Genomic DNA, 18,858 nt, shown 5'->3' on the forward strand with positions numbered 1-18,858 from the left:
CGTCAGCGGGCAGCGGCCCGGCGCAGCGGCTCGGCCGCGCCGCTCGCCGTTCTCGGCGTGAGGTGGCTCAGTTCGGCCGTCTCGCTCCCGATCGGGACCGGGTGCGAGTCGGAGCTCGGCCGACGGCCTCCCCGGCCCTCTCCGAGCACCTGCCAACCCGCGTGCGTCAGTGTGATGTACGCGCCGCAGCGGAGTCCGTGCAGCGTGCAGGCGTCCCGGAGCCCCCACATCCAGGCCCCGTCCTCCTCCGTCCAGCGCTCGTCGCCCTCGCGGCAGTACAGCAGGACCGCGGTCCGCACGGGGGTGCGGCGCCGGAGGTCGTGCGGAATGACGCGTCGCAGATGCGCCAGGAGCGCGTTGCGGAACTCCCAGCCGTCCGCGGGCATGGCGCGTCGGACGAACGAGGCGCTGGCGGTGAGTCGCTCCTCGTGGTCCAGGACCGCCACGATCGCCGTCGAGGGCGTGGGGGTGTGGCGTGAGTGCAGGCCGCTGACGACCTCACGCGGATTGCCGAGCAGGGGAATCCCCGCCGCGGCCCACTCGGCCGGTTCGAGCGTCCGGGAGAGGCGGCTGGCGGACCCGGACGACGAGGTGGTCGAGGCGGCAGTGGACGGAGCGAATCCGAGGGTCACAGTCCTCCCTTCGGATACGCGCCCGCGCGGCGGGCAAAGTCGGGTGAGGGCGCACCACGGCACGGTCCTTCAAGGCCGCTGACGGGCCGTGCGGGGCGGTTTCCCAATTCTTGCGTGGCCCGTGCGCGAGCGGCAATGAGCAATTGAGGTCACTGACGGGATTGCGGCGGTATGCCTTTCATATCCCTGCCCAGTTGCCCATTGTTCACTCCCCGTTCCCCCTCCTGTTTCACCCCGAGGGCGCGTGCCTCAGCGGAAACATTCGTTCCGCCCTCAGGCTGTCCCCGACCGCTCGGGCGGTGGTCGAGCGGTCGGCGAGCGGGGGGTCACGCTGAGTGAGTTGGGCGATTGTCCGTGGCATCGGGTTGCATGGGGTCATGGACAACCAGGAGCTCCGTGCCGAAGCCGATGCCATCCTCGCTGAGCTCGTCGGTGCGCCGGGAGGCTCGGCGCGGCTGCGGGAAGACCAGTGGCAGGCGGTGGCGGCCCTGGTGGAGGATCGCCGCCGGGCCCTGGTGGTGCAGCGGACCGGCTGGGGCAAGTCGGCCGTGTACTTCGTCGCCACGGCACTCCTGCGGCGGCGCGGCGCCGGCCCCACGGTGATCATCTCGCCGCTGCTCGCCCTGATGCGCAACCAGGTCGAGTCGGCCGCGCGGGCGGGCATCCAGGCACGCACGATCAACTCGGCCAACCCGGAGGAGTGGAACACCATCTACGACGAGGTCGAGCGCGGCGAGACCGACGTCCTCCTCGTCAGCCCGGAGCGTCTCAACTCCGTCGACTTCCGGGAGCAGGTGCTCCCCAAACTGGCGGCGACGACCGGTCTCCTCGTGGTCGACGAGGCGCACTGCATCTCGGACTGGGGCCACGACTTCCGGCCCGACTACCGCAGGCTGCGGGCGATGCTCGCCGAGCTCGCCCCCGGCGTGCCGGTACTGGCCACCACCGCGACGGCCAACGCGCGCGTGACCGCGGACGTGGCCGAGCAGCTGGGCACCGGGGCCGGTGAGGCCCTCGTGCTGCGCGGCCCGCTGGAGCGGGAGAGCCTGCGCCTGGGCGTGGTCGGGCTCCCGGACGCCGCGCACCGACTGGCCTGGCTCGCCGAGCACCTGGACGAACTGCAGGGGTCGGGGATCATCTACGCCCTCACCGTGGCCGCCGCCGAGGAGGCGACCGCCTTCCTGCGGCAGCGCGGCTTCACGGTGGCCTCCTACACGGGGCGTACGGAGAACGCCGACCGGCTGCAGGCCGAGGTCGACCTTCAGGAGAACCGCGTCAAGGCCCTGGTCGCGACCTCGGCGCTCGGCATGGGCTTCGACAAGCCCGACCTCGGCTTCGTGGTGCACCTGGGGTCGCCGTCGTCCCCCATCGCCTACTACCAGCAGGTCGGCCGTGCGGGACGTGGTGTCGAGCACGCCGACGTCCTCCTGCTGCCGGGCAAGGAGGACGAGGCGATCTGGCGCTACTTCGCCGATACCGCCTTCCCCCCCGAGGCCCTGGTCCGGCAGACGCTCACGGCCCTCGCCGACGCGGGACGGCCGCTGTCCGTCCCGGCTCTGGAGGCGGCGGTGGATCTTCGCCGCACCCGGCTGGAGACCATGCTGAAGGTCCTCGACGTGGACGGGGCCGTCAAGCGGGTGAAGGGCGGCTGGACCTCCACCGGACAGCAGTGGACGTACGACGCCGAGCGGTACGCGTGGGTGGCGCGGCAGCGTGCGGCCGAACAGCAGGCCATGCGCGACTACGTGAGCACCTCCGGGTGCCGGATGGAGTTCCTGCGCCGGCAGCTCGACGACGAAGGGGCGGTGCCGTGCGGCCGCTGCGACAACTGCGCGGGGCCCTGGGCGGATTCCTCCGTCTCCTCGGAGACCCTGACCGGAGCCACGAAGGAACTCGACCGTCCGGGCGTGGAGGTCGAGCCGCGCCGGATGTGGCCGACGGGGATGCCCGCACTGGGCGTCAACCTCAAGGGGCGCATCCCCGCCGGAGAGCAGTGCTCCACCGGCCGCGCCCTGGGGCGGCTCTCGGACATCGGCTGGGGCAACCGACTGCGCCCCCTGCTCGCCGACAGCGCTCCCGACGGCCCGGTCCCCGACGACGTCCTGAAGGCCGCGGTGGCCGTCCTCGCCGACTGGGCGCGCTCCCCGGGCGGCTGGGCGCCGAACGTGCCGGACGCGTCTGCCCGGCCGGTGGGCGTCGTCGCCCTGCCGTCCCAGACCCGGCCACAGCTGGTCGGCTCCCTCGCCCAGGGGATCGCCACCATCGGACGCCTTCCGTTCCTGGGCACCCTGGGCTACACCGGGCCGGACGGCGCCCACGCGGCACGCCGCAGCAACTCCGCCCAGCGCCTCAGGGCCCTCTCCGGCGCTCTGACCGTCCCAGATGACCTGGCGGTCGCGCTGGCCGGAACTCCCGGGCCCGTCCTGCTCGTGGACGACTGCACCGACTCCGGCTGGACCCTCGCGGTCGCCGCCCGCCTGCTCCGCCAGGCCGGTGCCGAACAGGTCCTCCCGCTGGTCCTCGCCGCCGCCGGCTGACCCCGGACGCACCGTCTCACACACCGTCAGACAGTCGCGAGCGTAAGGGATTCGGAGCCCCTCCGCTGTCGGCCCTGTGGACAACTCCGCGGGGCCGACGGTTCCGCGTTCGGGGAGTTATCCACAGGGGTTTCGCGATTCGGTAGATCACGAGACCGTCGTGACCATGAACGCGAATCACCACGAAACCAGCGGATCGTCCCGTGGCCGGCGGATCACTCTGCGCGGCCCTGCGGAACTGGCCGACGCCCTGCCCTACATGCTGGGCTTCCACCCCACCGACTCCGTCGTCCTGGTCGGCCTCCACGGCGAGCACGGCCGCTTCGGCGGCCGGGTCAGGCTCGGCATCCCGCGCTCACCCCGCGAATGGGCGTCCACGGCGGACCACCTCGCCGAGTGCCTCGTCGAGAGCAGCGAGCGGAACGGCGACCGGCCGGACGGGATCGTCGTCTTCCTGTGCCAGGACCCGGAGCCCGGCGAGACCGGCGGCAGGGTCGTGGAGCGACTGCGCCCCTTCGCGCAGCGGCTGCGAACCGCCTGCGGCGCCCTCGACATCCCCGTCTACGAAGTCCTCTGCATCTCCGACGGGTTGTACTTCTCCTACTGCTGCCCCGACGACCGGTGCTGCCCGCCGGGCGGGACGCCCATGGGGCTCGTCGGCACCTCGGTGGCAGCGGCGACCGCCGCGTACGCAGGAATCCAGGTACGAGGCTCGCTGCGTGACATGGAGGCCCGGCTCAAACCCCAGGGCGCACCCGTGGACGAGCCGCAGCGCGCCGCCCTCGACGCGGCCGCCGCCTCGATCGTGCCCCGGATCCTCGAAGGCCCGCCCGGTCAGGGACGGGAAGAGGTGCGCGAGACGACGCTGCGCACCGCCCGCGAGATCATGCGCCGCTTCGCCGGCCCGGAGGCCCGCACACGGCCTTCCGGCGGGGTGGCGGCGGCCGACGCGGCCGACGACGCCCTGATCGGTACGGAGGAGGCCGCCGCGGTCATCCTCGGGCTCCAGGACCGGGCCACCCGGGACCGCGCCGCCGAATGGATGGAGGGCTGGGAGGGCACCGCCGCCCTGCGGCTCTGGCGGGTCCTGGCCCGCCGCTGCGTCACCCCGTACCAGGAGCACGCCGCCGCGCCGCTCACCCTGGCGGGCTGGACGGCCTGGTCCACGGGCGACGAGCCGACCGCCCGGGTCGCCCTGGGCCTGGCCCTCGACGCCGACCCCGAGTACGTCTTCGCCCGACTGCTGCACCAGGCCTGCAACGAAGGACTGGACCCCGAGTCGCTGCGCTCCTGCCTGAGGAGCGAGAGGGACTCCCGAGCCACGGCGGAGCAGGCCCCTCCCGCCTCCGGGCGGCGTGCCGCGACCCGGACCCCCGCCCGCCCCCAACCCGCGCGGCTCAGCCTCAGGAAGCCCGGACGGCAGACCGGCGGGGAGCGCAGGGCACCGGCCGGCGTCCGGCCGAGCGGCCCGGCCACCGGCAGGCCGAGGAGCGCTGCCCCGCGCCCCGGCGGGCAGCGCGGCAGCAGGAGCGGCCGATGACGACCGTGACCCGGCCGCCCGCGCGCGCGTTCAGCTCTCTGGCGGAGTCGGACGCACCGTCCCGCCGACACCGTGCCGGCCGCCCGGACCGTACAGAGAGCACCCCACACCCGCCATGGCCCTCAGCCCCGTCCCGGCCCCCGGACGCCCCGCAGGACACCCCATGGGGTCCCCGCACGGACACCCGTCCGCCGCGGGTGCCACGCCCCCACGGGCGGTGCGGCCGGGCGAACTGCCCTCGGTGCACGCTGCCCTCCTCTGTGTGGCCCTGCCCGCCCTCGCCGTCTGCGCCGAGCACGGCCAGCTCACGGGAGACGGACCCGAGGGCGTGTACGCGGCGGGACGACGCCTCCTGTCCCGGTGCGTCCTGCGGGTGGCGGGGCGCGAACCCCTCGCGCTCCAGGGCCGGATGGCGGCCGCCGACCGGGCCGTCTTCCTCGGGGTCCTGCGCGTCCCCGGGGACGCGGGACCCGATCCCGGGCTCGCCGTCGAGCGCTCGCGAGGAGCCGACGGAAGCGAGCGCATCACCCTGCGCAACGCGACCGCCCGCACCCTCCGCTTCCCCGTGGAGATCGCTCTGGGCACGGACCTCGCGGACCTGGGCGCGGTGGCGTCCGGCCGGACGGGACCCGAACTCGTTCCGAGCGTCCACGGCACCGGACTGCGCTGGACCGCGGGCGACGGCCGGTCCGTCGCCGTCACCGCGGACCCGCCGCCCACGGACTCCCTGGCGGCGGCCGGTGTGCTCCGATGGGAGGCCGAGCTGGCGCCCGGCGCGCCGTTCACGATCCGACTGCAGGTACGCGGCGACCGGGCGGCCGGCTCCGGCGCCCCCTCGGGAGGCGGCGCAGGACGACCCGGCGGCCACCTCCTTGCCGAGGCACGGGCAGAGGGCGACGACCCGCGCCCGGGAGAGCTGCTCAGTGCCTCTGTCGAGGACCTGCGGGCGCTCCTTCAGCGGGACCCCGTCCACCCCGCAGACGTCCATCTCGCGGCCGGCGTCCCCTGGCGCTGCGGACCGGTCACCGCCGAGGCCCTCTGGGCGGCCCGCATGGCCCTCCCCCTCGGCACCCGGCTGGCCGCGACCACGCTCCGGGCACTGGGCCGCACCCAGCTCCAGGGCACCGGACCGGACTCCGGACGCCTCCCCGGCCCCCTCCGGGACGCGGGCCCGCACCTCCCGCCCCGCTGCACCGGCGTCGAGGCCACGCTCGCCTTTCCGGTCGTACTCGCGGAGGCCCGCCGCTGGGGGCTGCCCGCGGCCGACCTGGAGGAGCTGCTTCCCGTGGCCGAGCGATGCCTCGGCTGGCTGCGCCGCACGGCCGCCCCCAGCGGCTTCGTGCCCGACCCGGGGCCCGCCGGGCCCTGGCGGGCCGAGACCCAGGCCCACGCGCACCGGGCGGCCCTGCTCGGCGCCGACCTGCTCGACGCCTGCGGGCGGCCTGGAGGGGACGCCCTGCGCGACGCCGCGCGAGCACTGCGTGAGCGGTTCCGGCGCGACTTCTGGCTCGACGACCGGGCAGGGGGCCGGCCCGCCGTCGCCCGCGCTCCGGACGGCCGGATCTGGTCCCCACTGGGTGGCTGGGCGGCGCATCTGCTCGACACCGGGCTGTTGGGCGGTGGCCGGTGCGCCCAGGGCCTGCTGGACAGGGCGGAGACCGAGCAGCTGGCCAGACTGCTCGCCACCCCCGCCCTCGACTCCGGCTGGGGGCTGCGCGGACTGGGAACCAAGGAGCCCGGCCACAACCCCTTCGGGCACCGGGCCGGCGCGGTCCGGGTGCACGAGACGGCGGTCGCCGTGGCCGGTCTGGCCGCCGCCGGCCACGAGAGGGAGGCCGCCTCCCTGCTGCGCGGCCTGCTCGACGCCGCGGCGGCCTTCGGGTACCGGCTCCCCGAGATGTACGCCGGGGAGCAGCGGACGACAGGAGCGCGTCCGGTGCCGCACCCGGCCGCGTGCAGACCGGCGGCCGTCGCCGCGGCCGGAGCGGTCCAGGCGCTCCTCGCCCTTGCCGGGATCCGCCCCGACGTGCCGGGGCGCTCCGTCTCGGTTCACCCCATGCCCTCGGCACCGCTCGGAGCGATCCGGCTGTCGGGACTCGTGGTGGCCGGCGAGCCCTTCGGCGTGCGGGTCGGCAGGCTCGGTCTCGGTATGGTCGAGGAGGCCGCAGAGGGCCTTCAACTGGGGGTGTGACGGGATGCCGGGCGCAGACACGACGGAAGCTTCGCGGAGCGGCGAAGAAGTCGTCGCCGATCCTTCCGCGGGGCGTGTTTATCGTCAGGGAGACGACTATGATCGCGGCATGTCTCCCTACGACCCGTCGGCCTATCCGCCTTTCGCTGTCACCGTCGATCTGGTCGTGCTCACCGTGCGGCGCCATGCGCTCTGCACCTTGATCGTGAAGAGAGGGGAAGCGCCGTTCCAGGGACGGTGGGCACTCCCCGGCGGCTTCGTCCGCGAGGGCGAGGACCTCGGCGCCGCGGCCGCCCGCGAGCTGGTCGAGGAGACCGGACTCCGCGCCCACGACCCGGGCGATCCGCCGCCCGTACCGGGCAACGGGGCGCACCTGGAACAGCTGGCCACCTACGGGGCTCCCGACCGCGATCCGCGCATGCGGGTGGTCAGCGTCGCGCACCTGGCGCTTGCCCCGGACCTGCCCGCGCCACGGGCAGGCGGCGACGCGAACAGCGCCCGGTGGGCCACGGTCGGGGAGCTGCTCGGCGAGGACGGACCCGTCGGTGACGAGGAGGCCATGGGTGAGGGAAGCGACCGTGAGGGAGGGCTGGGCGGGGGAGCCGAGCCGCTCGCCTTCGACCACGCCCAGATCCTCGCCGACGGAGTGGAGCGGGCCCGCTCCAAGATCGAGTACTCCTCCCTTGCCACCGCCTTCTGCCCGCCGGAGTTCACGGTCGGAGAGCTGCGGCGCGTCTACGAAGCCGTCTGGGGCGTAGCCCTCGACCCGCGCAACTTTCATCGCAAGGTGACCGGCACGCCCGGCTTCCTGGTCCCGGCCGGCGGCACCACGACCCGTCAGGGAGGCCGTCCCGCCCAGCTCTTCAGAGCAGGTGGAGCCACCCTTCTCAACCCGCCGATGCTGCGCCCCGAGGTCTGACCGGCCCGGCAGCCCGGCATCCACGGCGCCAACCCTGCGCCGAAAGTCCGAAATGTAGCGTTATCTTGCTGCGATAGCGCCGCCCTGCCGCGGAGCGGTGTCACCTACCGCGAGAGAAGCGATGCTCCAGGCAATCGGACTGACCAGCACTCCCCGCCGCGATCGCACGCCCGCCGTGGACGATCTGACCTTCGAGGCGCGGCCCGGGGCCGTGACCGCGCTCCTCGGCCCCCCGGGCTCCGGCAAGACCACCGCGCTCCGGCTCATGCTCGACCTCGAGCCGGGCCGGGGGATCACGTACTTCCGGGGCCGCCCGCTGCACGGCGTGGCCCATCCGGCGCGCGAGGTCGGCGTGCTCCTCGGCGACGTCCCCGGCCACCCCTCCCGCACGCTCCGCGGGCAGCTGCGGATGCTCGCCGCCGCCGCCGGAACCCCCCGCGCGCGGGCCGGTGAAGTGCTGCGGTCCGTCGGTCTCGCGGGTCTCGAACGCCGGCGAATCGGCACCCTTCCCCTCGGGGCGGAGCGTCGACTCGGCCTGGCGTGCGCGCTGTTGGGCACCCCGCACGCCCTGCTGCTGGACGAGCCGGGCGCCGGTCTCTCCGTCACCGAGAGCGCATGGGTATACGAGCTCTTGCGCGCACACGCCGCCGGCGGGGGAACCGTGCTGTACACGACACAGGACCCCAAGGACGCGGCCCGCAATGCCGACAGGGTCGTCACCCTCGACCGCGGCCGGGTCGTCGCCGACCAGGAAGGTACGGAGTTCGCGCGCACCCGGCTGCGACCCCGCGTCGCCGTTCGCACCCCGCACGTCGCGCGCCTGGCCGCAGCGGTGACCCAGGAGGCGAGGGCCGCCCGCCGGCCGGTCGAGGTGGTGGCGGAGAACGGCAACCTGCTGTCGGTCTACGGCACCGACTGCGCCGCCGTCGGCGACACCGCGTTCCGGCACGGCGTCGTGGTCCACCGCCTCGCCGACGAGACCGGCGACACGGCCCCCGCGCCCCGAGCCCCGGAGGACGGCGCGTCCGTGCGTGACGCCTCCGGGCAGGACCCTTCCCGGGGGTCGGTCCCGCCCTCCCGGGACGCGGAGCGGGCATCCGGCCACACCGCGCTCGGCGAACCGGCCGAGGGGAGGGCCCGTGCGCGGAAACCTGCGCGCTCGCCCTCGCGCCCCCTGCGGTACGAACTCCACCGGCTCGTCGGCGTGCCGAGCACGGCGCTCGTCGTGGCGGTGGTCCTGCTCGTTTCCATGACCCTCGCCCTGCTCCTCGCGCGCGGAGGGGCGGTCGCGCTGCCCGTCGTCCTCGCCGGCTGGCCGACGATCTCCCCGCTGCCGCCAGCCGCCCTCGGCGCGGGCCTGATCGGCGCCTTCTCCTTCGGCGAGGAGTACCGCTACCCCGCGCTCACCGCCGGCCGCGGCACCGTGCCCCGACGGCTCGGCCTGCTGCTCGCCAAGCTCGTCGTGGCGGCGGCCGTCGCCCTCGGTCTCGGGGTGCTCGTCGCGGCGGCGGACCTGGGGGCCCTCAGGCTCGTCTACGGCGCAGAGTTGATTCCCGTACCAGCCAACTGGCCTTCGCTCTGCGCGAGTTGGCTGGGGCTGCTCGTCGGGTGCGCCTGGGCGGGGGTGCTGGGCGCCGGGGTCTTCCGGGCCGCCGCCGCCGGTGTGGCAGCGGTCCTCGCCGTGCCCGTGGCCTTCGTCCCGCTCCTGCAGGTGGTGCTCGCCGGTCCGTCGGTGCGCTCGGTCGCCGGACTGCCGGCGCGGTTGCGTGAGATCGCCGGTCCGCAGTGGTCCCCGGGTATGGATCGGTGGTTGGCGGGGGCGCTGCGGGTGGTCGGACAGCCCGCGGGGGTGGCGCTCTCGCTGGTGTTGACGGGCCTGCTCTGTGCCTATGTGTTCACCGGGCTTCGCCGGAGGGCCCGTTGGTGATCGCTCTCGGATCGAAAGATTCCGCTTTCCGGGCAACTCCCTTAAAGATTGCCCTCTATGTCCGAATAATCGTCAATTGTGTAGGGGGTGCCGATCACCCTTTCGTGTGCTTTTCACCAAAGACCTCAAGGGTCACGGAAGCAACGCCGACAAAGGATGCGTGAGTACCCTTGCGCACACCATGATGACCGCCGCCCGCCCCGTCGAGTCCGGCCTCGGCGCCCCGGGCGATCTCGACCGCTACCCCTACGCGGAGGCGCCCGGCGCCGGCCGTGTGGGCCCGCCCTCCTGGGAGGGTGTGGACACCGACCTGGGCCGCGTCGGCCGCCGCAGCACCGGCAGCCGGGGCCGGGGGCTCCACGGCCAGCTCGTCCAGCAGCTCGGTCAGATGATCGTCTCCGGCGACCTGGGCGCCGACCGCCCCCTCGTCCCCGAGGAGATCGGCCAGCGCTTCGAGGTCTCACGCACCGTCGTGCGCGAGTCGCTGCGCGTGCTGGAGGCCAAGGGCCTCGTCAGCGCCCGTCCCAACGTCGGCACGCGCGTGCGGCCCGTCAGCGACTGGAACCTCCTCGACCCCGACATCATCGAGTGGCGCGCCTTCGGGCCGCAGCGCGACGACCAGCGCCGCGAGCTGAACGAGCTGCGCTGGACCATCGAGCCCCTGGCCGCCCGTCTCGCCGCCGGACACGGCCGCGAGGACGTCCAGCAGCGCCTGGCCGACATGGTCGAGATCATGGGGCACGCGTACGCCCAGGGCGACGCGATCACCTTCTCCCGCGCGGACAGCGAGTTCCACTCCCTGCTCATCCAGCTCGCCGGGAACCGCATGCTGGAGCACCTCTCCGGCATCGTCGGCGCCGCGCTCCAGGTATCCGGCGGTCCCGTCACGGGCTGCGACCGCCCGAGCGAGGCGTGCCTCGGTCACCACGCCCGGATCGTCGACGCGCTGGCGGCGGGGGACGCGCAGGGCGCCGAAGCGGCCATGCGCCAGCTGCTGACCGTCCACCCCGAGGTGGAGCGCGTCGTTCCCGCCCCCCGCGAACACTGACCGCGGATCGTGGCCGGGAGCGCGGAGGCGCGTACATCGCGTGCCGCCGGGTCCGAGCGCGGTCCGGGGAGCCCGGTCGGGTCTCCCCGGATGGCGCCAGGGTTCCGGCGGTGCGAATGTGCCATGATTTACCGCTTCGGCCGTTTCGCCGCGAATGAGGTGTGACTCGGGCCACGAAGATTGGGCGTAACACTCCTCCGAGCCGTGCGATGACCTAAGAGGTGACAGCCGAGGAAGGAATACAGCAGCCGTCCCAGGCGCTGTGCAGTTCCCCGGCCCAACCCGCGCCGTCGGCACATTTCCCGCCGACGGTCGTCCGCTCAGGCCCTACCCAGGGCCGGGCCGGAAGCCGTTTCCATCGTTCCGAGAGGTTGTTCGTGTCGGCCAGCACATCCCGTACGCTCCCGCCGGAGATCGCCGAGTCCGAGTCTGTGATGGCGCTCATCGAGCGGGGAAAGGCTGATGGGCAGATCGCCGGCGATGACGTGCGTCGGGCCTTCGAAGCCGACCAGATTCCGCCAACCCAGTGGAAGAATGTTCTGCGCAGCCTCAATCAGATCCTCGAGGAAGAGGGTGTGACGCTGATGGTCAGTGCAGCGGAGTCGCCGAAGCGCGCCCGCAAGAGCGTCGCTGCGAAGAGCCCGGCCAAGCGCACCGCCACCAAGACCGTCACTGCCAGGACGACCGTGACGAAGACCACCGTCACGGCCGCGACGGCTGCCGCGACGGAGGGCGACGACCTGGCCGACGAGGCCGGATCGCCTGCCAAGAAGGCGGCCGCCAAGAAGACCGTCGCCAAGAAGACGGTCGCCAAGAAGACCGTCGCCAAGAAGACGGCGGCCAAGAAGACCACGTCCAAGAAGGACGCCGACGAGCTCGCCGAGGGCGAAGAGCTCCTCGAGGACGTCGCGCCAGGCAAGGGCGAAGAGGAAGAGACCGAGGGCGAGAGCAAGGGCTTCGTCCTGTCCGACGAGGACGAGGACGACGCTCCGGCGCAGCAGGTCGCCGTCGCCGGTGCCACCGCCGACCCGGTCAAGGACTACCTCAAGCAGATCGGCAAGGTCCCGCTGCTCAACGCCGAGCAGGAGGTCGAGCTCGCCAAGCGCATCGAGGCCGGCCTGTTCGCCGAGGACAAGCTGGCGAACTCGGACAAGCTCGCTCCGAAGCTCAAGCGCGAGCTGGAGATCATCGCCGAGGACGGCCGCCGCGCCAAGAACCACCTCCTGGAGGCCAACCTCCGTCTGGTGGTCTCCCTGGCCAAGCGCTACACCGGCCGCGGCATGCTCTTCCTGGACCTGATCCAGGAGGGCAACCTGGGCCTCATCCGTGCGGTCGAGAAGTTCGACTACACCAAGGGCTACAAGTTCTCCACGTACGCCACCTGGTGGATCCGTCAGGCGATCACCCGCGCCATGGCCGACCAGGCCCGCACCATCCGTATCCCGGTGCACATGGTCGAGGTCATCAACAAGCTCGCGCGCGTGCAGCGTCAGATGCTCCAGGACCTGGGCCGCGAGCCCACCCCGGAGGAGCTGGCCAAGGAGCTCGACATGACCCCTGAGAAGGTCATCGAGGTCCAGAAGTACGGCCGTGAGCCGATCTCCCTCCACACCCCGCTGGGTGAGGACGGAGACAGCGAGTTCGGTGACCTCATCGAGGACTCCGAGGCAGTCGTGCCGGCCGACGCGGTGAGCTTCACGCTCCTCCAGGAGCAGCTGCACTCCGTGCTCGACACGCTCTCCGAGCGTGAGGCCGGCGTCGTCTCGATGCGCTTCGGCCTCACCGACGGCCAGCCGAAGACGCTGGACGAGATCGGCAAGGTCTACGGCGTGACGCGTGAGCGGATCCGTCAGATCGAGTCGAAGACGATGTCGAAGCTGCGCCACCCGTCGCGTTCGCAGGTCCTGCGCGACTACCTCGACTGATCCGTCCGAGGCCCAGAGCGGTACACGAAAGACCCGGTTCCCCGAGAGGGAGGAACCGGGTCTTTCGCGTGTGCGCGTGTGCGCGGGGCGTGTGTGTGCAGGACGCTGGGTGAACCGACATCACCGGAGAGTCAGGAGGCTCCATGCGTGGTCCCTTCACCCGCGCCTTGACGGGTGCCCTGGGCCTGATCACGGCCGCGGCGGGGCAGGTCGCCACCGCCACTCCCGCAGCCGCCGACAGCGTCGTCGTGGGCGGCCGGCAGGCACTGATCACGGACGCGCCGTGGGTCGTGGCGCTGTCCAGTCGTGACCGGTTCGGGGGTACCCGGGCGGGGCAGTTCTGCGGGGGCGTGGTCGTCGCGCCGACCAAGGTGCTCACGGCGGCCCATTGCCTGGGCCGGGAGGTCCTGGGCGGAGAGCCCTGGGAGGTGCGCGACTTCGTGGTCATCGCCGGCCGTGCGGCGCTGCGCGGGCAGGGCGGGCAGGAGGTCGGGATCTCGGACACCTGGGTCGATCCCGACTACGACCCGACGACGAACTCGGGCGATCTCGCGGTGCTGACGCTGGCGAGCGCGCTGCCGCAGTCGTACGTGATCGGTGTCGCCCCCGCGGGGGACCCGGCGCATACGCCCGGTACGGAGGCGGACGTGTACGGCTGGGGTGACACGACCGGCACCGGGACCTACGCCTCCACGCTGCGGACGGCGCGGATCCAGGTGCTGCCGGACGCGGCGTGCGAGCGGGCGTACCCGGGTGGTTTCGGTGTCCGCTACCGCAGCGACACGATGCTGTGCGCGGGCGACCCGCAGGGCGGCAGGGACGCGTGCCAGGGGGACAGCGGCGGGCCGCTGGTGGCCAAAGGGCTTCTCGTCGGCCTGGTGTCGTGGGGGAGCGGCTGCGGGCAGGCGGAGAACCCGGGTGTCTACACGAGGGTCTCGTCGGTGCTGCCGGAGCGGATCTGACCGAGAAGACCCGTGCTCGTGGCTGCGGAACGGCCTGAGCCGCTTCGAGTCCCGGGGCCGCTGTGAGCGTCTCGGGCGCGACGAGCGGCTACGAGAACGGGCGGCCACCCCCCTTGACTGCGGGGGTGGCCGCCCGTCGTCCGGTCAGCGACCGGCTCTGGGCTCGTCGGATGCGCGAGGCGTCAGTGGTCGTCACCCATCGTGCGTGCCGGCACGTCGGTGAGCCGGTCCGTCTCATCCTGTATCTCAGCGGCGATCTTCTTGAGTTCCGGCTCGAACTTGCGGCCGTGGTGGGCGCAGAAGAGCAAGTCACCTCCGCTGGTCAGGACGACACGCAGGTATGCCTGGGCGCCGCAGCGGTCGCAGCGGTCAGCGGCCGTCAGGGGGCTCGCGGGGGTCAGAACAGTAGTCACGTCGCCTCTTCTCTAGCTCGACGAGCTGTCGTACCAGGGTCAACATCCAACCAGGCCGGAAACGTTCCCGCTCGTGGCTTTTCCTCGAAACTTTTTCCCAAGGTGGCTGTCTGCTGCCGGTTGGCGGCGAATGAGCCGTATTGCGTCGCTCTACGGATTTCGCGTTGCTTGTGTCGGTGCGTCCTCCCGGCGTGGTTGCCGGTTGTTGATGAGGACGTGCCCGGAGCCTAAATGGTTCATGCCTGGAAGGGAACGTGATGTTCGCGTCACCCCTTCGAGGGATCGAACATCCATACGACCCTGGACTAGCATGAGTAACCGGGGAGGGTGGCGTGACAACGGCTCTACCAGGCATCGGTACCCTCTGACCGGTGAACGACGCCGGGCCTTACCCCACCGGGCCAGTTTTCAAATTCAGCGAGGAGCGAACCGCGTGACCGCCGAAACGTCCGTGCCGTCCAGTGCGCTGCTGACCGCAGACCGTGACGCTTCCAACTACACCGCGCGGCACCTGCTCGTACTCGAAGGGCTCGAAGCGGTCCGCAAGCGCCCCGGTATGTACATCGGGTCCACCGACAGCCGCGGCCTGATGCACTGCATCTGGGAGATCATCGACAACTCGGTCGACGAGGCCCTCGGTGGCTACTGCGACCACATCGAGGTCATCCTCCACGACGACGGCTCCGTCGAGGTCCGGGACAACGGCCGGGGCATCCCGGTCGACGTCGAGCCGAAGACCGGGCTCTCCGGCGTCGAGGTCGTCATGACCAAGCTGCACGCCGGCGGAAAGTTCGGCGGCGGCTCCTACGCGGCCTCCGGCGGCCTGCACGGCGTCGGCGCCTCCGTGGTCAACGCCCTGTCCGCCCGCCTCGACGTCGAGGTCGACCGGAACAGCTCCACGCACTCCATCAGCTTCCGCCGCGGCGTGCCCGGCATCTTCACGGAGCAGGGCCCCGACAGCCCCTTCGACCCCGGCAACGGCCTGCGGAAGGGCAAGCGCGTCCCCAAGACGCGTACGGGCACGCGCGTCCGCTACTGGGCGGACCGGCAGATCTTCCTCAAGGACGCCAAGCTCTCGCTGGAGACGCTCCACCAGCGCGCCCGGCAGACCGCCTTCCTCGTGCCCGGCCTCACGATCGTCGTCCGCGACGAGCGGGACCTGGCCGGGATCGGCAAGAGCGAGGAGACCTTCCGCTTCGACGGAGGCATCAGCGAGTTCTGCGAGTACCTCGCGCAGGACAAGGCCGTCTGTGACATCCAGCGCCTCACCGGCCAGGGCACCTTCAAGGAGACCGTCCCGGTCCTCGACGAGCGCGGGCACATGACCCCGACCGAGGTCACCCGTGAGCTCGCCGTCGACGTCGCGCTCCGCTGGGGCACCGGCTACGACACCACGGTCAAGTCCTTCGTCAACATCATCGCCACCCCCAAGGGCGGCACCCACGTCTCCGGCTTCGAGCAGGCCATCACCAAGACGGTGAACGAGGTCCTCCGCTCGGCCAAGATGCTGCGCGTCGCCGAGGACGACATCGTCAAGGACGACGCCCTGGAGGGGCTCACGGCCGTCGTGACGGTCCGCCTCGCCGAGCCGCAGTTCGAGGGGCAGACGAAGGAGGTCCTGGGCACCTCCGCCGCCCGCCGGATCGTGGCCGCCGTGGTCGCCAAGGAGCTCAAGGCCTTCCTGACCTCCACCAAGCGGGACGCCAAGGCGCAGGCCCGCGCGGTCCTCGACAAGGCCGTCGCCGCCGCCAGGACCCGGATCGCGGCCCGCCAGCACAAGGACGCGCAGCGCAGGAAGACCGCGCTGGAGTCCTCCTCGCTGCCGGCCAAGCTCGCGGACTGCCGCAGCGACGACGTCGAGCGCAGCGAGCTCTTCATCGTCGAGGGCGACTCCGCCCTCGGCACGGCCAAGCTCGCACGCAACAGCGAGTTCCAGGCGCTGCTGCCGATCCGGGGCAAGATCCTCAACGTCCAGAAGTCCTCGGTCTCGGACATGCTCAAGAACGCCGAGTGCGGCGCGATCATCCAGGTCATAGGAGCGGGCTCGGGCCGCACCTTCGACATCGACGCCGCCCGCTACGGAAAGATCGTCCTGCTGGTCGACGCCGACGTCGACGGCGCCCACATCCGCTGCCTGCTGCTGACGCTCTTCCAGCGCTACATGCGGCCCATGGTCGAGGCCGGACGCGTCTTCGCCGCCGTGCCCCCGCTGCACCGGATCGAGCTCGTCCAGCCCAAGAAGGGCCAGGACAAGTACGTCTACACGTACTCGGACAACGAGCTGCGCCAGACCATCCTCGAGTTCCAGCGCAAGGGGGTCCGCTACAAGGACTCCATCCAGCGCTACAAGGGTCTGGGCGAGATGGACGCCGACCAGCTCGCGGAGACCACGATGGACCCGCGCCACCGCACCCTGCGCCGGATCAACATCGGCGACCTGGACTCGGCGGAGCAGGTCTTCGACCTCCTCATGGGCAACGACGTGGCGCCCCGCAAGGAGTTCATCACCAGCTCGGCGGCGACCCTCGACCGCTCGCGCATCGACGCCTGACAACAGAGGCCTGCCGGGTGACCGAAAATGGCCGGGCCGTGCGGTACGCATATCAGCACGGTCCGGTCAGGCCAACCACGAGAACTGTCACCTGATGGGGTGAAGAGGGGGAGGAGAAGAGTCCGGGATCTTCCCGCTCTGTCCATCCTTGGGCACGCGGCCGAAACGGTTCGCTGACAAGGAGAGTTGGCCGGTGGAGCAGGTGGACAAGCAGGAGGGGCCCGACGTTTCGGCAGTGCCGATCGAGGACCCCTGGTACGACACGGCAGTGCCGCGGCAGCGCGAACCCAGTGCCGCGGAGGTCTACCTGGAGGTTCAGCGGAGTCCCGCCTTCCAGGAAGTACGCCGCCGCTACCGCCGGTTCGTCTTCCCGGCCGCCCTCGCGTTCCTCCTCTGGTACCTCGCCTATGTCGTCGCGGCGACCGCGGCGCCGGGACTCATGGCGCGGCCCGTCGCCGGCGCGGTGAACGTGGCGATGGTCGCGGGCCTCGGACAGTTCCTCACCACCTTCCTGCTGACGTGGGCCTACGCGCGCCACGCTCGGCTGCGCCGGGACCGGGCGGCCCTGGAACTCCGCTGGGACACCCAGGAGATGACCCGAGGGGTGGCGCAGCGGTGACCGGAGACCACCAGACCCTGGCGCTCGTGCTCTTCAGCGTCTTCATCGCCGTCACCCTGGGGATCACCACCTGGGTGAGCCGCAACCGGCATGGATCGGCGGAGGAGTTCTACGCCGGGGGCAGGCTGTTCTCTCCTCTGGAGAACGGTTTCGCCATCGCCGGCGACTACATGTCCGCGGCCTCCTTCCTCGGCATCTCCGGGCTGATCGCGCTCTACGGCTACGACGGCATGCTGTACTCCGTCGGCTTCCTCGTCGCCTGGCTGGTCGTCCTCCTGCTCGTCGCGGAACTCGTCCGCAACTGCGGGCGGTTCACGCTCGCGGATGTCGTCGCCGCGCGGATGGCCGAGCGGCCGGTCCGCATCGCCGCCGGAACCTCCTCCGTGGCCGTCTCCGTGCTCTACCTCGTCGCCCAGATGGTCGGAGCCGGCAGCCTCGTCGCGCTCCTCCTCGGCGGCACGAGCGAGGCGGCCCGCTCCTGGACCGTGATCGGTGTGGGCGCGCTGATGGTGATCTACGTGTCACTCGGCGGCATGCGGGCCACCACCTGGATCCAGATCGTCAAGGCGGTCCTGCTCATGGCGGGGACGATCGCGCTCACCGTCCTCGTCCTGCTCCGGTTCCACGGAGACGTGAACAGCCTGCTCTCCACAGCGGCCGAGCGCAGCGGTCACGGACGCGACTTCCTCGCCCCCGGGCTGCGCTACGGCGGCGACTGGACCTCACGCCTCGACTTCATCAGCCTCGGCATCGCCCTGGTCCTCGGCACCGCAGGACTGCCGCACATCCTGTCGCGCTTCTACACCGTGCCCACCGCCAGGGCCGCCCGCCGCTCCGTCGTGTGGTCCATCGGCCTCATCGGCAGCTTCTACCTGATGACCATCGTCCTCGGCTTCGGCGCGGCCGCCCTGATCGGACCCGCCGAGGTCCGCGCCTCCAACGCGTCGGGAAACACGGCCATTCCGCTGCTCGCCCTGGACCTCGGCGGCGGCGCGGGTTCCACCGGCGGCACGGTGCTCTTCGCCGTCGTCGCGGCAATCGCGTTCGCGACCATCCTCGCCGTCGTCGCCGGCATCACGCTCGCCTCCTCGGCCTCCGTCGCCCACGACCTGTACAGCTCGCTGCGCCGCCGGCACGCGAAGCGGCAGTACAGCGAGGTGACCGTGGCGCGGCTCGCGGCCGCCGGGATCGGCGCCGCCGCCATCGGCCTGGGGCTGCTCGCCCGCGATCTCAACGTGGCCTTCCTCGTCGGCCTCGCCTTCGCGGTCGCCGCCTCCGCCAATCTGCCCGTCCTGCTCTACTCGCTGTTCTGGCGGAAGTTCACCACCCGGGGCGCGGTCTGGTCGGTGTACGGCGGGCTCGTCCCCGCGGTCCTGCTCGTCCTGCTGTCGCCGGTGGTCTCCGGCGGCCCGGAGTCGCTGTTCCCGGGAGTCGACTTCCACCTCTTCCCGCTGCAGAACCCCGGCGTGGTCTCGATCCCGCTCGGATTCCTCGCGGGCTGGATCGGCACGGTCACCTCGGCCGAGCCGCCCGACGAGGCACGGCACGCGGAGACGGAGGTCCGGGCGCTGACGGGGGCGGGGGCTGCCTGAGC

The 18,858-nt window shown here is 72.1% G+C and carries 13 protein-coding genes; 11 read left to right on the forward strand and 2 right to left on the reverse strand.

The features are described from left to right. Window positions 1-2 precede the first annotated feature (2 nt). A complete protein-coding gene (locus IE124_RS29175; protein WP_189512026.1) occupies window positions 3-632 on the reverse strand; it encodes a hypothetical protein in 630 nt (209 codons plus the stop codon). Window positions 633-1,009: 377 nt separating this feature from the next. Here IE124_RS29175 and IE124_RS29180 point away from each other — a divergent pair, with 377 nt between their 5' ends. The 8 genes from IE124_RS29180 (at window position 1,010) to IE124_RS29215 (ending at window position 13,681) form a co-directional block, all read left to right on the forward strand. Next, complete coding sequence (locus IE124_RS29180; RefSeq protein ID WP_189512028.1) at window positions 1,010-3,169, forward strand: RecQ family ATP-dependent DNA helicase; 2,160 nt, start codon at window positions 1,010-1,012, stop codon at window positions 3,167-3,169. A 166-nt stretch (window positions 3,170-3,335) separates the two neighbouring features. Continuing rightward, on the forward strand, window positions 3,336-4,709 hold the full coding sequence (locus IE124_RS29185) for a DUF4192 domain-containing protein (protein ID WP_189512030.1): 1,374 nt from the start codon (window positions 3,336-3,338) through the stop codon (window positions 4,707-4,709). A 115-nt stretch (window positions 4,710-4,824) separates the two neighbouring features. After that, window positions 4,825-6,900: a glycogen debranching N-terminal domain-containing protein gene (locus tag IE124_RS29190; protein ID WP_189512032.1), complete on the forward strand. Its 2,076-nt coding sequence runs from the start codon at window positions 4,825-4,827 to the stop codon at window positions 6,898-6,900. Window positions 6,901-7,009: 109 nt separating this feature from the next. After that, window positions 7,010-7,819, forward strand: coding sequence for an NUDIX hydrolase (locus IE124_RS29195; RefSeq protein ID WP_189512034.1), 810 nt, complete (start codon window positions 7,010-7,012; stop codon window positions 7,817-7,819). A 121-nt stretch (window positions 7,820-7,940) separates the two neighbouring features. Beyond that, on the forward strand, window positions 7,941-9,746 hold the full coding sequence (locus IE124_RS29200; RefSeq protein ID WP_189512035.1) for an ABC transporter ATP-binding protein: 1,806 nt from the start codon (window positions 7,941-7,943) through the stop codon (window positions 9,744-9,746). A 160-nt stretch (window positions 9,747-9,906) separates the two neighbouring features. Further along, entirely contained in the window at window positions 9,907-10,794 is an 888-nt protein-coding gene (locus IE124_RS29205) for a FadR/GntR family transcriptional regulator (protein WP_189512037.1), read from the forward strand. 377 nt (window positions 10,795-11,171) lie between these two features. Continuing rightward, window positions 11,172-12,719 carry an RNA polymerase sigma factor gene (locus IE124_RS29210; protein WP_189512039.1) on the forward strand — a complete coding sequence of 516 codons (1,548 nt, stop codon included), beginning with the start codon at window positions 11,172-11,174 and terminating at the stop codon, window positions 12,717-12,719. 143 nt (window positions 12,720-12,862) lie between these two features. Beyond that, entirely contained in the window at window positions 12,863-13,681 is an 819-nt protein-coding gene (locus tag IE124_RS29215; RefSeq protein ID WP_189512041.1) for a serine protease, read from the forward strand. A gap of 182 nt (window positions 13,682-13,863) precedes the next feature. Here the strand turns inward: IE124_RS29215 and IE124_RS29220 are convergent, their stop codons facing one another. After that, complete coding sequence (locus IE124_RS29220; RefSeq protein WP_189512043.1) at window positions 13,864-14,094, reverse strand: DUF7455 domain-containing protein; 231 nt, start codon at window positions 14,092-14,094, stop codon at window positions 13,864-13,866. 433 nt (window positions 14,095-14,527) lie between these two features. On the opposite strand from IE124_RS29220, the gene IE124_RS29225 reads away from it, so the two are divergent. From IE124_RS29225 to IE124_RS29235, 3 genes are all read left to right on the forward strand, one after another. Beyond that, window positions 14,528-16,645: a DNA gyrase/topoisomerase IV subunit B gene (locus tag IE124_RS29225; protein ID WP_189512045.1), complete on the forward strand. Its 2,118-nt coding sequence runs from the start codon at window positions 14,528-14,530 to the stop codon at window positions 16,643-16,645. Between the two features lie 202 nt (window positions 16,646-16,847). Continuing rightward, on the forward strand, window positions 16,848-17,264 hold the full coding sequence (locus IE124_RS29230; RefSeq protein WP_189512083.1) for a DUF485 domain-containing protein: 417 nt from the start codon (window positions 16,848-16,850) through the stop codon (window positions 17,262-17,264). Further along, on the forward strand, window positions 17,261-18,856 hold the full coding sequence (locus tag IE124_RS29235) for a monocarboxylic acid transporter (RefSeq protein WP_189512047.1): 1,596 nt from the start codon (window positions 17,261-17,263) through the stop codon (window positions 18,854-18,856). The genes IE124_RS29230 and IE124_RS29235 overlap by 4 nt, the downstream gene beginning before the upstream one ends. Window positions 18,857-18,858 lie beyond the last annotated feature (2 nt).

The organism is Streptomyces narbonensis (assembly GCF_014649015.1).
Classification (GTDB): domain Bacteria; phylum Actinomycetota; class Actinomycetes; order Streptomycetales; family Streptomycetaceae; genus Streptomyces; species Streptomyces narbonensis.